The sequence below is a fragment of the Isoptericola sp. b515 genome, from assembly GCF_030588125.1.
Lineage (GTDB): Bacteria > Actinomycetota > Actinomycetes > Actinomycetales > Cellulomonadaceae > Isoptericola > Isoptericola sediminis.
In genome coordinates this window covers 734,241-748,861 of the sequence record NZ_JAUQYR010000001.1, presented here as the reverse complement: position 1 = coordinate 748,861, position 14,621 = coordinate 734,241, and the positions used below count along the sequence as shown (strand labels likewise).

Annotated in this window: 11 protein-coding genes; 5 read left to right on the top strand and 6 right to left on the bottom strand. The window is 70.4% G+C overall.

All coding sequences use genetic code 11. The features are described 5' to 3' along the window. The first annotated feature begins 114 nt into the window (after positions 1-114). Complete coding sequence (locus Q6350_RS03505) at positions 115-1,527, top strand: DNA cytosine methyltransferase (protein WP_305065225.1); 1,413 nt, start codon at positions 115-117, stop codon at positions 1,525-1,527. A 227-nt stretch (positions 1,528-1,754) separates the two neighbouring features. On the opposite strand, the gene Q6350_RS03500 is transcribed toward Q6350_RS03505, so the two are convergent. Both Q6350_RS03500 and Q6350_RS03495 read right to left on the bottom strand, forming a co-directional pair. Then, positions 1,755-3,011 (bottom strand): hypothetical protein, encoded by a 1,257-nt coding sequence (locus Q6350_RS03500; protein WP_305065223.1) that lies wholly within the window; start codon positions 3,009-3,011, stop codon positions 1,755-1,757. 563 nt (positions 3,012-3,574) lie between these two features. Then, positions 3,575-4,396 carry a DUF2249 domain-containing protein gene (locus Q6350_RS03495; RefSeq protein ID WP_305065221.1) on the bottom strand — a complete coding sequence of 274 codons (822 nt, stop codon included), beginning with the start codon at positions 4,394-4,396 and terminating at the stop codon, positions 3,575-3,577. A 58-nt stretch (positions 4,397-4,454) separates the two neighbouring features. Here Q6350_RS03495 and Q6350_RS03490 point away from each other — a divergent pair, with 58 nt between their 5' ends. Both Q6350_RS03490 and Q6350_RS03485 read left to right on the top strand, forming a co-directional pair. Next, on the top strand, positions 4,455-5,162 hold the full coding sequence (locus Q6350_RS03490) for a metalloregulator ArsR/SmtB family transcription factor (protein ID WP_305065218.1): 708 nt from the start codon (positions 4,455-4,457) through the stop codon (positions 5,160-5,162). A gap of 46 nt (positions 5,163-5,208) precedes the next feature. Beyond that, positions 5,209-7,863 (top strand): multicopper oxidase domain-containing protein, encoded by a 2,655-nt coding sequence (locus Q6350_RS03485; RefSeq protein ID WP_305065216.1) that lies wholly within the window; start codon positions 5,209-5,211, stop codon positions 7,861-7,863. A gap of 22 nt (positions 7,864-7,885) precedes the next feature. Here Q6350_RS03485 and Q6350_RS03480 read toward each other — a convergent pair whose 3' ends face one another. Next, entirely contained in the window at positions 7,886-9,112 is a 1,227-nt protein-coding gene (locus tag Q6350_RS03480; protein ID WP_305065214.1) for an MFS transporter, read from the bottom strand. A gap of 179 nt (positions 9,113-9,291) precedes the next feature. Between Q6350_RS03480 and Q6350_RS03475 the strand changes: the two genes are divergently transcribed. Continuing rightward, positions 9,292-10,011 (top strand): hypothetical protein, encoded by a 720-nt coding sequence (locus Q6350_RS03475; RefSeq protein ID WP_305065212.1) that lies wholly within the window; start codon positions 9,292-9,294, stop codon positions 10,009-10,011. Positions 10,012-10,089: 78 nt separating this feature from the next. Here Q6350_RS03475 and Q6350_RS03470 read toward each other — a convergent pair whose 3' ends face one another. After that, positions 10,090-10,602 (bottom strand): GNAT family N-acetyltransferase, encoded by a 513-nt coding sequence (locus tag Q6350_RS03470; protein ID WP_305065210.1) that lies wholly within the window; start codon positions 10,600-10,602, stop codon positions 10,090-10,092. A gap of 162 nt (positions 10,603-10,764) precedes the next feature. On the opposite strand from Q6350_RS03470, the gene Q6350_RS03465 reads away from it, so the two are divergent. Then, a complete protein-coding gene (locus Q6350_RS03465) occupies positions 10,765-11,937 on the top strand; it encodes a GNAT family N-acetyltransferase (protein ID WP_305065208.1) in 1,173 nt (390 codons plus the stop codon). Between the two features lie 134 nt (positions 11,938-12,071). On the opposite strand, the gene Q6350_RS03460 is transcribed toward Q6350_RS03465, so the two are convergent. Together Q6350_RS03460 and Q6350_RS03455 are read right to left on the bottom strand one after the other, a co-directional pair. After that, positions 12,072-13,205, bottom strand: a complete 1,134-nt coding sequence (locus Q6350_RS03460) for an endonuclease/exonuclease/phosphatase family protein (protein WP_305065206.1) — start codon at positions 13,203-13,205, stop codon at positions 12,072-12,074. Positions 13,206-13,370: 165 nt separating this feature from the next. After that, complete coding sequence (locus tag Q6350_RS03455) at positions 13,371-14,516, bottom strand: YihY/virulence factor BrkB family protein (protein WP_305065204.1); 1,146 nt, start codon at positions 14,514-14,516, stop codon at positions 13,371-13,373. Between the last annotated feature and the right edge of the window lie 105 nt (positions 14,517-14,621).

Below are 14,621 nucleotides of genomic sequence, written 5' to 3'. Positions count from 1 at the left end.
GCGGGGCTGGCCAGCGAGAGCGGCGCAGGTCACCTCGGTGCATCGATGTGGACTTTTCCACAGGCAGCGTGGAGGTGGCCCACGGTGTCAGAGGAACAGGCTAAGCTGGCCCGCATGACAGACACGCCGACGAGTACCGCGCCGTTCCGGTACGTCGACCTATTCGCCGGAATCGGCGGCTTCGCGGCCGCCCTGCGCGCGTATGGGGGCGAGCACATCTATGCCGTCGAGATCGACGAGGCCGCTGCCGCGGTCTATGAGCGCAACTGGGGCCACCCTGCTCTGGGTGATATTACGAAGGACGCCAACGACGATCAGGTGCTCGTTGACCCGCATGACGTCCTTGTGGGCGGATTCCCTTGCCAGGCGTTCTCGAAGAGCGGTGCTCAGCGCGGCATGGAAGAGGCCCGGGGAACGTTGTTCTTCAACATCGCGAAGATCATCGAGAAGCAGCGGCCGTCCGTCGTGGTTTTGGAGAACGTCCGTAACCTCGTCGGGCCCAACCACGAGCATGAGTGGCAAGTAATCCTAGACACCCTTCGCGGCCTCGACTACCGAGTCGCGGACGAGCCGGCAATTCTCTCGCCGCACATGCTGCCGCCGGACCGGGGCGGAAGACCCCAGGTCCGAGAGCGGATATTCATTACCGCTACATACAACCCGTCGAAAATCAAAAAGCCCAATCCGATCGAACCGGTCGTGGCGAAGGGTGAACTCATCGACGGCTGGAACCCAAAGAAGCAGGACTGGGATCTGGAGCCACTGCTCGACGACTCAGAGATCATCCCAGGGTGCGAGCTGACCGAAGCTGAGGTCCGATGGATCGATGCTTGGGACGATTTTGTGCAAATCATGTACGAGCGTCGAGAGGGCGCGCGTCTTCCAGGATTTCCGTTCTGGGCGGATTCGTGGAAGGACTACGGTGAACCGATCCCACCAGGGACACCTGCCTGGAAGCGGTCGCACCTCGAGAAGAACTACGCTTTCTACAAGGCGCACCGTGGAATCCTGGACAAATGGGCGGAGAGGCACGGCGTGTTCACCGCTGCATTTCCTGCGTCGAGGCGCAAATTCGAGTGGCAGGCGCAGGACACCCCGCGCCTTTGGGACACCGTGATGCACTTTCGGCCTTCGGGGATTCGTGCGAAGCGGCCGACCTACTTGCCAGCCCTAGTAGCCATTACCCAGACCTCCATCATCGGTCCGCGCCGGCGTCGGATTTCGCCGCGAGAAACGGCGCGCCTGCAGGGCCTTCCTGAATGGTTCGACTTCTCGACCAACCGCCGAGATGCCGAGACCTACAAGCAGTTGGGAAACGGTGTGAATGTTGGTGCAGTCTGGTACATCCTGCGCAAGCACGTCGAGCGTGACCGGGACATTCTGAGGACGACGCCTGAGGGACGGCAACTCATCGCGGCTGTTCTGTCAGCGCCTCGGAGCCCTGATGCAATCCTCGAACGAATGGACCCCTTCACGCCGACCTTGGATCTGGAGGAGCCCGCGCTCGCTGCAGTCGGATCGGACTGAAGAAGCATGGCGCGTCGGAAAGGGTTCGCTTGCGTCAATTGCTATCGGCGGCAAGAGCCTTCGGCAAGATTCTTCACCGGCCTGAAGACTTGGGGCCCATCGCGCCCTGTCTGGCGGGGCGCGTAAATGCATCGATCGTGGGCCTGGTGCTCACCTCGATACTGAAAGGCTGAGGTGCTCTGAATAGGCCCCCGTATGGGTTCCTTACATTTGGCGCGAGGCGAGTCTCACGGTTCGATTAGCTCTTCGACGTCGCCCAGTGCACCGTTATCGGAATACCCTGGAGCCGTGGCCCAGAAGATTAGGAAGTTGTCGATGACCTTCTTGTTGATCATGACTTTAAGGGCGCGGGCGGAGCCATCTGGCTGCTTGCCTTGAGCGAATGTCCTCAGAACGACGTCGAAGTTCGCAGCGTTCACTTCCAGGATCAGCATCTTGACGAATCGAACAGATTCCTTGAACCTCTTGGCGTAGGACAGTTCGTCGTAGGCCTTTCGTGATGACGCATGGTATCCCACGGAACGTCGCCACTCGTTCCAGGCGATCGTGGCCGAGTTGTCGTTGTGCCGAGCATGTTTGGTTTCGTGTTCGTAGACGACGTACCAGAATCGTCCGAAAGTTTCTATGCAGCGCCGCAGGTCCTCCAGATCGTTGCCCGGAGATTCCTTGGCGGCGAGATTCGACGCCTTGAGATCGCCGTAATAGTCGGCGACATCCCGTGTGGGGAAGACAAGATCGTAGTCGAGCTGCGTACTCCTCTTGGCTTTCTGGTACCTGACGAGGTCGCTCAGGCCGTTAACCCTGATGAAGCGGTCGAACTGCTGCTCCAGATAGAATCCTGGCCACTCGCTCTGGAATGCATCGGGCCAATTCGCGGCATGCATTTCCTTGACGGCGTCAAGCGACTCGATCTGCTGTCCGAGCAGAAACTCGTCGTTGAACCGCCGGAAGGCTTCTAGTCGAGGGACTTCAGTGCCAGAACCTTGCAGGTGCTGTGCGAACTGGTCGTACCTGACGCTCGTCAGTCGATTGCCGTTGCGGTCGACCCGGGAGAACGTGCCCAGAGTCTGTGCCTGGTGAAGGTCGTTCGTGCAGACGTGGGCGGCGGAGTTGTTAGCCTTTCGACCCAGGTAACCGGTGGGGTCGAAGTCGACAAAGATCGTGACATCGCCGAAGTGGTAGATGCCCACGAAGCGGGTCCGGAGGCTGTCGTGTGATGCGTGGCGTGCGACATCAAGCCATCGGTGAGGTATCTGAATTCGCTTCTTGAACTCGGGCCATGGCTTACCTAGATGGGTCACCTGCTTCTTGAGGATGATCTGATCCTTGAAGCGGATGACTCGTTCACCATGGTAGGTATCACGGGTGGCGCCTGGGAGCGCCCCAAGGAGCAATTCGACCTTGGCGGCCTCACTGAGTCTTGGGTCTCTTTCCTTGAGGAGGGAGCCGTCGGGTGCGATCTGATCGACGTAAACGGATCCCACTACGATTGTCCTTCCATTCACGGCCAAAGGCTCCAACTGCGCAGCCCGTAATGGGTCAGTCTCGGCCCTAGCCCGTATAGCACGATCTGGCTCTGGACGGGTGTCCGGTTTGCGCTTGTATGGGCAGTATCGCACATCCGTCAGCGGCGTCAGTCCTGTTGATTCGAACTTCACCCGGTCACCGCGCGCCTCGACGATCACCGTCGTTGGGAGGGAGGTGGCCTGCTTCTTCGATTAGGTCCCCTATCGGGAGCGTCGGATTCGTGCCGGATCGGCCGGACGCTGTCGGCAGACCTGGTTCGCGTCATTCGTCCCTCGAAGGTCAGAGGTCACCCCACCCGGCGTCGGCCAGCGCTTCGTCGACGGCACGGACCGCACGTCGACGACCGCCACGAGCAGCGCCCCGAGCCCGGACCCGCGGGCGATCCCCGGGTTGAACAGCGAGGAGGAGATCGCCTGGCCCATGGTGGAGCCGCTGGACTTCGACGAAACCTCCGACCGGGTCCTCGCGGAGCGCCAGCAATTGGCGGGACCTGCGAGCGCGGGGACGAGCGGCGCCGCGCTCAGTCCCGCACGAACGCCAGCCGCCAGGTCTCCGGCCCCCTCTCGAGGTACTCGATGGTGAATCGGTCGGGCCACCGCTCGGTGACCTGGGCGATCAGCGGCAGGGGGTCGTGCGGGGCGACCAGCACGAGTCCGGCGCCGGGCCGCACCGTCTCCAGCGCGCCGAAGATGGTCGCGTGCCGGATGGCGTGCGGGATCGCCCGGGCGTCCAGCTCGGGATGTCCGGACTCCTCGGCCGCATCGCAGCCGCAGGTGTGCCCGCTCCCGCAGCCGCCGGCGTCGTCGGCAGCGGCGGCCGCCGGCCCGCCGAGGATCTCGTGCATGCCGGCGAGCAGCTCGGCGACCGACACCCCCGGGCTCTGGACGAGCAGCGGCAGGATCTGCTCGTTCTCCTTGGACAGGTGGGACTCGAAGACCGTGCGCAGCGCTGTCGCCGTGGCCGCGGCCCGGACCAGGCCGGCGCCACGACCGGCACCACCGTCACCGTCGGCACCCCCGTCGCGCACCGCGCCGACCAGGCTCGCGATGAGCCGGTGCTCGGCGAGCATCGCCTCGACGAGCAGCCGCCCTGCGGTGGTGGCCCCGGCGGCCGGGTACAGCGCCTCTTCCTCGGCCGCGGCATGGGGCAGGAGCTCCTCGCTGCACCAGGCGCTCAGCTGTTCGCGGGCGCGATCGGCCGCCGCGAGCTCGGAGCGCGCGGCGGCGTCCAGGAGCGCCTCGGTCAGGGTGGCCAGTGCCCCGCTCATCTCTGCGTGGTGGGCCTCGACGGCGGCCGCCGCCCGGGCGTCCGCCTCGCTCGAGGCGATGACGACGTCGGACATGGTCTTCTCCTTCGGTTCGTGTTCGCTTCCTCCTCGGCAATTTACTACAATCAGAACCGTGATAAATCTCGGAGGGCACGACGACCCCCGCCGCGGCGGGTTCGGCCCGTCGCCCGCCGTCGGCCGCGGCGGTCCGCTGTCCGGCCCCCGGGCCGCCCTGCTGGAGACGCTGCGGGCCCAGGCGGCGCCGACCACCTCGGCGGCGCTGGCGCGCGCGGCCGGTCTGCACCAGAACACGGTGCGGGAGCACCTGGACGCGCTGGTCGAGCGCGGCCTGGCGACACGGCAGGCGGCCGCACCGGCCGGTCGCGGCCGGCCCGCCTGGCTCTACCGGGCCACCGACGCCGACCCGGACGCCGCCTCGGAGTACGCCGGGCTCGCCACCGCGCTGGCCGAGGCGATCCATCGCGGTCCGCACCCCGTCGACGAGGCCGTCGCCGCCGGTCAGGGGTGGGGCCGTGACCTGGCCCGGCAGCGCGGTGCCACCCCCGACCGGACGGCCGCCGCGGCACGGCGCGAGGTGGTCGAGATGTTCGACGGCATGGGGTTCGCTCCCGAGGCGGACGCCCGCGCCGCCACCGTGCGGCTCACCCGGTGCCCGCTGCTGGAGGCCGCCCACCGGTACCCGGACGTGGTCTGCGGGGTGCACCTCGGGCTCGCCCGGGGAGCGTTGGAGGAGTACGGCGCCGACCCCGACGCCGCCGACCTGGTCCCGTTCGCCGAACCGGGTGCCTGCCGGCTCGCCCTGGCGGAGAACCGCCGATGACCGCCCCCGTCCGGGAAGGCACCGCGTCGCCTGCCCGGAGCGCCCGATGACGGCCACCCGCGCCGCGTCGACGGCGGCACCCGGCCGCGGATTCTGGCCGCTGCGCGACCTGCCGGTCCTGCTCTGGCTGTTCGCTGCCGTCGTCGTGGCCCTGGTGCACCCCTGGATGCCGGCACCGCGCTGGCTGCTGGTGCACCTGGTGCTGCTCGGCGCGCTCACCCACGCGATCCTCGTGTGGAGCCGGCACTTCACCGACGCCCTGCTGCATGCGCGGCCCGGGGACCGCGGCCCGCAGTCGCGACGTCTGCTGCTGCACAACCTCGGGGCGATCACCGTGATCACCGGCGTGCTGACCGCCCTCTGGCCGGTGACCGTGCTCGGCGCCACCGGCGTGGCGGCCGCGGTGCTGTGGCACGGGTCCGACCTGGTCCGCCGGCTGCGGGCCGCCCTGCCGGCGCGGTTCACGGGGGTCGTGCACTACTACGTCGCCGCCGCCTGCTTCCTGCCGGTCGGCGCCACGCTCGGGGTGCTGCTGGCCCGCGACCTTGCCGGTGCGTGGCACACCCGCCTCCTGATCGCGCACGTGATCGTGAACCTGCTCGGCTGGGTCGGGCTCACCGTGGTCGGCACGCTCGTCACCCTCTGGCCGACCATGCTGCGCACCCGGATGGCGCCCGACGCCGCACGCGACGCCCGTCGCGCGCTGCCGGTGCTGATCGGCTCGGTCCTGGTCGCCGCCGGGGCGGCCTGTGCCGGGACGCTCCTGGGCACCGCGATCGGGATCGCCGGCTACCTGGCCGGTCTCGTGATCGCGGGACGCGCCCTGGTCGCGCCGGCCCGGCGCCGACCTCCGGTCTCCTTCCCGGCGATGTCGACGGTGGCCGCGACGACCTGGCTGGTCGGTTGCCTGATGGCGCTCACCCTCGGCATCGGCACGGCATCGTCCTGGGCCGAGGCCGGTACGCGGTTCGAGTGGTCGGTGCCGTTCCTGGCCGCCGGGTTCGGCGCCCAGCTGCTGCTCGGTGCGCTCGGCTACCTGGTGCCGGTGGCGCTCGGCGGCGGGCCGGCTCCGGTCCGCACCGCCAACGCCGTCCTCGACCGTGCCGCCCCGCTGCGCGTGGCCGTGACCAACGCGGGACTGCTGGTGTGCGTGCTGCCGGTGCCGAGCACGGTCCGGGTGCTGGCCTCCGTGCTGGTGCTGGCCTCCCTGGCCGCCACGCTCCCGCTGCTGGTGCTCGCCGTGCGGGCCTCGCGGAGGGCGAAGGCGCAGGCCGCCGCCGACCGGGCGTCCGGCGTCGGTCCCGCCTCCGGCGCGACGTCCGGTCCGGCGTCCGACCCCACCGCCCCCGGCCGAGCGCGCGGGCTGGCCGCCGCGGGCCTGGCGGCCGTGCTGCTCGCGGTCACCGTCGGGGTGGCGGTCGACCCCGCGGCGCTCTCCCCCGGATCGGCGCAGGCGGCGGGCGTCGAACCGACGGGTGAGGTCACCACCGTGGAGATCGAGGCCCAGGACATGCGGTTCACGCCGTCGACGGTCTCGGTACCGGCCGGGAACCGGCTGGTCGTCGTGGTCACCAACACCGACGACGACGTGCACGACCTCGCCCTGGACAACGGCGCCGCCACCGGTCGGCTCGCCCCCGGCGCCACCGAACGGCTCGACGTCGGCGTCGTCGGGGGTGACCTCGAGGGCTGGTGCACCGTCGTCGGCCACCGGCAGAGGGGCATGGTGCTGCACGTCGAGGTCACCGGCGGGCAGCCCGCGGCCGGTGCGGACGCGACCGACGACGGGGGCGGCACCGCCGGGACCGCTGCCGGAGCGCTCGACCTCCTGGCCCCACCGCCGGCCGACTTCCGCGCGCGCGATGCGGCGCTGCCGCCGCTGCCCCCGCGGGACGGACCGCGGGTGCACCGCGAGACGATCACCGTGCGGGACGAGCTGCACCAGGTCGCCCCGGGCGTCACCCAACAGCTGTGGACCTACGACGGCGGGATGCCCGGCCCCGTGCTGCACGGGCAGGTGGGCGACCGGTTCGAGATCACGCTGGTCAACGACGGGTCGATCGGGCACTCGATCGACTTCCACGCCGGGACGCTCGCCCCCGACGAACCGATGCGCACCCTCGCCCCCGGGGAGTCCCTGGTCTACGCGTTCGACGCCGACCGGGCCGGGATCTGGATGTACCACTGCGGGACCTCGCCGGCCTCGGCGCACATCGCCAACGGCATGTTCGGTGCGGTGGTCGTCGAACCCCGCGGGCTGCCGGAGGTCGACCGCAGCTACGTCGTGGTCCAGTCCGAGCTCTACCTCGGCGACCAGGACGGGTCGGTCGACGGTGACAAGCTCGCCGCCGAGCAGCCGGACGCCGTGGTGTTCAACGGTTACGCCAACCAGTACGACCACCGCCCCCTGCCGGCCCGGGTCGGTGAAAGGGTACGGGTCTGGGTGCTCGATGCCGGACCGAACCGGTCCACGTCGTTCCACGTCATCGGCGGCCAGTTCGACACCGTCTGGGCCGAGGGTGATTATCGCCTCGACCGGCGCGACGGCGGCGACGGCGGTGCGCAGGCCCTCGCCCTGGCCGCGTCCCAGGGCGGGTTCGTCGAGCTCGTGTTCCCCGAGGCGGGCTCCTACCCGTTCCTGTCCCACGTGATGGTCGACGCCGAACGCGGCGCGCACGGCGTCTTCCGGGTCACCGAGTAGCCGTCCGGGCTGCAGCCGGGCGTCAGGCCCGCTCGTCGTCGGCCAAGGCTTCGTCGACCCCGTGCTCGACGACCGAACCGAGCGGCGGGTTCGTCCGCTCCTCGAGCAGCGCCACGGCGAGCGCCAGCACCACGACCCCCGCCCCCACCAGCGGCACGGACCGCACGTCGACGAGCGCCACGAGCAGGGCACCGAGCCCGGACCCGCCGGCGATCCCCAGGTTGAACAGCGAGGAGGAGATCGCCTGGCCCATGTTCGTCCCGCGCGGTGACACGAGCAGCACGCGGTGCGCGAGCACGGGTGGCACGGTGGAGAACGAGCAGCCGAACAGCGCCAGGAACGCCACCGCCGCCGCGGGCGTGGTCCCGAACGCCCAGAGCCCGAGCAGCGCCACGACGAGCACGCCCAGGCCGACGAGGAGCGCCCCGACGGGCCACCGGTCGAGGACTCGTCCGATGATCAGCGCGCCCACCACCCCGGCGCCGCCCTGCAGCAGGAGCAGTCCCGGCAGGTCGCTCTGGGTGAACCCGGCGACGTCGATGAGGAACTGGGTGACGAACGTGATCACCCCGAACGAGCCCGTCACGGCGAGCACGGTGACGACCATGACGGACACGTACCGGCGCATCGAGGGGAACGGCGCCTCGCTCGCCCCGCCGGCCCGCGGGGACACCGACGGGAACAGCACGATGACGACGACCATGATGAGCGCGGAGAACAGCGCGACGGCGGCGAAGGACCACCGCCACGACGTCGCCTCGCCGAGCCAGGTCCCGGCCGGCACGCCGAGCACGGGCCCCAGCGAGTTGCCGACGGCGAGCCGAGCCATCGCCTTGCCGCGCACGCCCGGCGGGAACAGTCCGGCCGTGGCGGGCACGACGGCGACCCAGAACAGCGCCTGGGCGAGCGCGGTGACGAGGCGCGCCGCCAGGAGCTGCTCGTACGACGGCGTCAGCGCGGCCCACAGGGTCGCCAGCGCCGCGACGCCGGCACAGGCGGCGAGCACCCACCGGCGCTGCACGTGCCGGGTGAGGTGGGCCAACGGCACCGAGGAGACGAGCACGACCAGCGCGTAGACGGTGACGAGCAGGCCGATCGCGGACGTGGTGCGGTCCAGGTCCGGCGCCATGAGGGTGAGCAGACCCGCGGGGAGCTGTTCGACGGTGACGAACAGGAACGTCGAGGACGCCATCGCCAGCAGGATGATCGTGGCGCGGCGGGGGTCGACGGCGGGCCCGGCAGTAGTCATCGAATCGATTCTACGATCGAGCAGCCGATGCCGCCGGACCCACGAGCACCAGGTCCGCACGGCTGTTGACGCCGCGTAGCGAGTCGCCGAGCGATGATGCCGAACGTCGGCGCATCAGCTTCGACGATGACGGCGAGTCGCTCCACCAACGGCCGGACCACCCCCGCCATCATCCCTTCATGGAGGCTGACCCGACGTTGCCCGTCGTGGAGCCCGTGGCGCGCAAGTTCGAAGCGGCCTGGAACGTCTTTGCCGCGACGTGCGGCCAGTACGTCGCACCGGAGGCGACGTTTCAGGCGTGGTTCGCGCACTACCTCATCTCGCAGTTCGGGATAGACCGCGTCGGCCGCGAGCCGACGTTCCGGATCGACACGTTCATGGACAGCCCGTGGAAGGCGAGGCTCGGCGGCTCCGGCCATGCACGGCTCGATGCCGTGGTCACGCGGGCTCCCGGGATCCAGCTGCCGCACTACGCCGGCCTGGTCCGCTCTCCCGACGGCACCGGCCTCGCGGTGCTCGACCAGCTCGCGGTGATCGCCGAGCTCAAGGTCGCGTCGACCACTGCCGAGGGCCTGGACCACACGGAGGTGGCCAAGGACGTGTGGAAGCTCTCGATGATGCTCGACGAGTTCCACGCGGGTCACCCAGGAGCCGAACCGCCGCTCGCCTTCGCCTGCATCCTGGACAACCACCCCACGAGGTCGTACAGGAAGTCCTGGCTCGATCACCGCCTTGCTGAGGTCCAACCTCATCGTGGAGTGCGAGTGCTGTACGCGCAGGTCGCAGAAAGACCAGCCGTGACGGAGAAGCGAGGACGTGGACCCGAACCGCGCAGACTCGCTCCTGAGCCCGGCCGGTGGGACTGGGTCACTCGACCGGGCGACGGGATCCGCGAGTAACCGCAGCAACGACCGCCTGTCGCTCCGCGCGGGTCGCGATCGACATCTGCGCGGCGGCGACGATGCGCATCGACGGGGTCAGGGACGCTGCCAGTCGGTGTCGAGCATCCCGTAGACCAGGGTGTCGGTCCACTCGCCCTTGGACCACCAGTCCGCGCGCAGGAACCCCTCGCGCTGCATCCCGACCCGCTCGCAGAGCTTCGCCGAAGCGGTGTTGCGGGCGTCGAGCTGCGCGACCACCCGGTGCATCCGGTACCGGTCGAACGCGATCCCCAGCAGCGACCGCAGCGCCTCGGTGGCGTACCCGTGGCCGGTGTACCGGGGGTTGAACGCCCACCCGACCTCGCCGCGCGAGGCCGTGTCCCCCGTCGTCCACAGGGCGATGTCGCCGACGACGGTGCCCTCGTGCTCGACCACGAGCGCCAGCGCCGACCCGGGCCCGTCGACGCCGGTGCGCAGCATCCGCCGCGCCACGTTGACCTCGGCCTCCTCGCGCGTCCACGGCTCCTCGAGCAGGAACCGCGCGACCTCCGGGTCGCTGTAGTACGCCAGCATCGGCTCGACGTCGTCCTCCCGGTACGTGCGCAGCACGAGGCGGCTCGTCCGCACAGGCAGGACGGCTCGCGGGGGAGAGGTCGGCTCGGTCACGGTGAGGAACCCTAACCCGCGCGGGCGGCACTCACCCGATGTGTCGTGACTGGTGGAGCGCGAAATTCCTTGGCGCGATCGCCACCGTCCGGTCATGGTGGAGTCATGCACTGGCGCATCGTCGAGGCCCCGCACGTGGACTCCCTCGACCACCCGGACTCCTGGGCCTACCGCGGGATCGCGGAGGTCGAGCGCCGGGTCGCGCTCGCCGACCGCGGCCTCCCCGACGGCGCACCCACCCCGGACGCGCTGCGGGCCGCCATGGCCGACCAGAGGTACCAGCGCCGGCACCGCGTCGTCGCGGTCGACGACGGTCTCGCCGCCGACGACGTCTCCACCGCCGGCAGCGCCCCGTCCGACGGCGGCACCCCGGAGGCGCTGCAGGTCCTCGGCCACGGGCTGGTCATCTGCGACACCCACGACAACCTCGACCTCGCGTTCGTGCACGTCGCCGTGCACCCGGACCACCGCGGCCGGGGGATCGGCCCCGCGCTGGCGGACGTCGTCGTCGACCGGGCCCGCACCGAGGGTCGCACCCGCCTCATGGCCGAGGTCGAGTTCGGCGCCGAGCCGCCCGCCGACGACCCGGACGCCGTCGTCGCCCCCACCGGCAACGGCCGCATCGCGGGCGACCTGCCCGGCCTGCACCTCGCCCGCACCGCCGGCCTGGACCTGAAGATGATCGCCCGGCGCTCCGTGCTCGACCTGCCCCCGCCCGACGACGTCGTCACCCGCCTCGAGCAGGAGGCGCGCGCCGCCGCGGGGCCGCAGTACCGGCTGCACGTCTGGCACGACGACATCCCCGACGAGTGGCTCGCCGGCTACGCCGCCCTCATCGAACGCCTCACCATCGACGAGCCGAATCCGGGCCTCGACCTCGAGCCCGAGCACTGGGACGCCGAGCGGCTACGGTTCGAGATCGAGCAGGGCCGGTCGGTGGGCCACCAGTTCGTCACCACCTGCGTCGAGCACGAGCCCTCCGGCGAGCTCGTCGCGGCCACGCTGCTGGACCACGACCCTCAGCACCCGGCGTACTCCGAGCAGGAGACGACCGTCGTCATGCCCGAGCACCGCGGGCACCGGCTCGGCCTGCTGGTCAAGTGCGTCAACCTGCGCGAGCACGTCCGCCGCTGGCCCGCCGTCGAGCGGATCTGGACCTGGAACAACGAGGACAACCCGTACATGCTGGCGATCAACATCGCGATGGGTTTCCGCCCGGCCGGCGGGTCGGCGCTCCTCGAGGCCGACCTCGCCGACGTCCGGTCGGTCTCCGGCTGACGACCCGGGCGGCGGCCACCGCGTCATTCGGCAGTTCGTGCCTGGATCGGCAGTCTGAGCTGCCGATCCAGGCACGAACTGCCGACCGGGCAGGGCTCACGTGGCCGGGCGTCCGCGGCCACGCAGCCCCGTCGCTAGAGCCGGAACTCCGCCACGACTCCTGCGTGGTCCGAGGGCCAGAAGGGCGGCGCCCCCTGGAACGGGAAGTCCCCGACGAGCTCGGCCTGGCTCCCGTCCGACCGCGCGGCCCCGCGCCCCAGGACGAGGTCGATCCGCTGGTCGAGCGTCGAGACCGGGTTGTTGAGCGCCCCGGGGGCCAGTGGCGGCGTGTTCGAGCGCTGGCAGCAGGTGAAGCCCGCGCCCAGCGCGTCCTCGTCCCAGGCGTCGCGGAGCTGTCCCGGTGCCGTGAGCTGCTCGTAGGTCGTCGTGGTCGACCCGTCCGCGGCGGAGTTGAAGTCACCCGCCGCGATGACCGTCCCCCCGCGCGCCGGGCCGGCCAGGAGCTCGGCCGCCTGCGCCTCCTGGACGTCGGGGAAGGCCGCGATCTCGAGGTGGGTCGTGACGAACCGGAACGGCTTCTTGTGCAGGGTCCCGTCGATGCTGGCCCAGCCCCGGTCGAAGGTGAGCGGACCGGCCTGGGACTCGAGCTCGGCCTGCGCGACGTACTGGCCGCTGCGGGGGTTGTCCCAGCGCAGACCGGGCGTCTCCTCGTTGACGAGGATCACGTCACGGTCGTCCAGCTGCACCGTGCAGGTGAGGAACGGGGGCGCGGGCGACAGGCAGCCGGGGAGCGCGAGGGGGACCGGCCCGATCGAGGCGTTGTCCGACACCGCGGCGACGGAGTAGTCCAGACCGCGCTCCTCGAGCGCCGTCTGGAGGATCGCCAGGAAGTCGTACCCAGGCCCGGCACCGACCCCGGTGGTGGTCCAGCGGGCGACCTCCTGGAGGCCGATCAGGTCCGGGTCCTTCGCCGCGATCTCGTCGGCGATGGCCTGGGCGCGCGCCGGGAAGTTCGTGTACTCCACCGTGGCGTACATCTGTGCCACGGCCTGGAGGAGCTGCTCAGGCGTCGTCGCGTCGAGGGCGGGGTCCAGGCTGGTCCCCACGTAGAGGTTCTGGGTCATGACCACCAGGTCGTCCCCGCCGCCCTGCCCGCCTGGTGCGGCCTGCGCGGGTGCCAGGGGGACGGCCGCGAGCAGGGCCACGCCCACGGCGGCCAGCAGCGCACGAACCCGGGGGTGCCGATGAGTCGGGATGCTCCGTCGCATCACGTCCGCCTTTCGGGGAGGCCGGCTCGCTGCCTGGCGTGGCAGAGGCTCGGCGCGATCCATTCTGCGCCGCCCCCGCCGCGGTCGCAGCCGCTCCGCGGATCTCGTTCGATGCACCGGGTGGCGCGACGCGTGGCGTGGGGCACGGCAGGCGCCGCGACGCCCTCAGCGGCGGTCGCTGCGTGACGCGGTGCGGTCGTCGTCGTGGTGGTCGTCGTGCCCGCGGCCGGACGCGGGGTCCGGGCCGGGCGCGTCGTCCGGGTCGGACGTCCGACCCGACGACTCCCGGATGGCGCGGGCGCGGGCGAGGCTCTTCTCCTCCTTCGCCGCCTTCTTCGTGATGGCGGCGTCGTCGCGCAGCGGCAGCCGGATCTCCTTCTCGGCCGGGATGCCCGCCTGGAGCTGACGGCTCCGCTCGAGCTCGGCGTCGACCTCGGCGCCGAAGAGCAGCGCCAGGTTCATGATCCACAGCAGCAGCAGGAAGATGATGACGCCGGCCAGCGCGCCGTACGTGGCCTGGTAGCTCTCGCCACCCCCTGCCCAGGACAGGTAGAGCCCGAAGCCGACCGACGCGAGGATCGCGATGACGATCGCGATGAAGGCACCCACGCTGATCCAGCGGAACTTCGGCTGCCGGACGTTGGGCGTGAAGTGGTACAGCAGCGCGACGATGACGACGAACGCGAGGAGCAGCACGGGCCACTTCGCGATGCTCCACACCGTCAGGGCGGTCGAGCCGAGGCCGACGACCTCGCCGATGCCCTCGGCGACCGGGCCGCTGACGACCAGGAGGAGAGCGACGACGGCGACGAGCACGAGAAGGACCAGGGTCAGCAGGTACATCAGCGGGCGCAGCTTCCAGAACGGCCGGCCCTCCTCCACCCCGTAGATCCGGTTGGTCGCCCGGGAGAAGGCGTTCACGTAGTTCGACGCCGTCCACAGCGCGACGGCGAGACCGAGGACGAGTCCGAGACCGGCGCCCTGGTTCGAGGTGAGGCTCTCCACGAACGGCCGGAGCTGCTCGATGGCGTCCGCCGGGACGAAGGACTCCATGATGCCGAGGAGCCGGTCCGTGGTGGACTCCGCCTGACCGACGAGGCCCAGGATCGACACGAGCGCGATGAGCGCGGGGAAGATCGAGAGCACCGCGTAGTACGTCAGCGCGGCGGCGAGGTCAGGGGACTGGTCCTGGACGAACTCCCGGCCGCTCTTCGTGGCGACGTACGTCCACGACCGCTTCGTGAGGTCGGTGGGGGAGTCCGGCTTGGCGGGGTGGTCCTCGTGCGGTCGGCTCGTCTGGTCGCTCGCCATGGGTCTCTCCTCGGTGCCGGGCCGGGCGGTCGATGATCTGTATCGCCAGGCAAGCGTGTGCCCGGCGCGGCGTTCCGGCAATCGGAGAGGTCGCAGTGGATCCCT

Excerpts from the sequence above, each read along its gene's own strand:
- Q6350_RS03505 (WP_305065225.1), top strand. The coding sequence starts at position 115 with ATGACAGACACGCCGACGAGTACCGCGCCGTTCCGGTACGTCGACCTA.
- Q6350_RS03455 (WP_305065204.1), bottom strand. The coding sequence starts at position 14,516 with ATGGCGAGCGACCAGACGAGCCGACCGCACGAGGACCACCCCGCCAAG.
- Q6350_RS03485 (WP_305065216.1), top strand. The coding sequence starts at position 5,209 with ATGACGGCCACCCGCGCCGCGTCGACGGCGGCACCCGGCCGCGGATTC.
- Q6350_RS03480 (WP_305065214.1), bottom strand. The coding sequence starts at position 9,112 with ATGACTACTGCCGGGCCCGCCGTCGACCCCCGCCGCGCCACGATCATC.
- Q6350_RS03475 (WP_305065212.1), top strand. The coding sequence starts at position 9,292 with ATGGAGGCTGACCCGACGTTGCCCGTCGTGGAGCCCGTGGCGCGCAAG.
- Q6350_RS03460 (WP_305065206.1), bottom strand. The coding sequence starts at position 13,205 with ATGCGACGGAGCATCCCGACTCATCGGCACCCCCGGGTTCGTGCGCTG.
- Q6350_RS03465 (WP_305065208.1), top strand. The coding sequence starts at position 10,765 with ATGCACTGGCGCATCGTCGAGGCCCCGCACGTGGACTCCCTCGACCAC.
- Q6350_RS03495 (WP_305065221.1), bottom strand. The coding sequence starts at position 4,396 with ATGTCCGACGTCGTCATCGCCTCGAGCGAGGCGGACGCCCGGGCGGCG.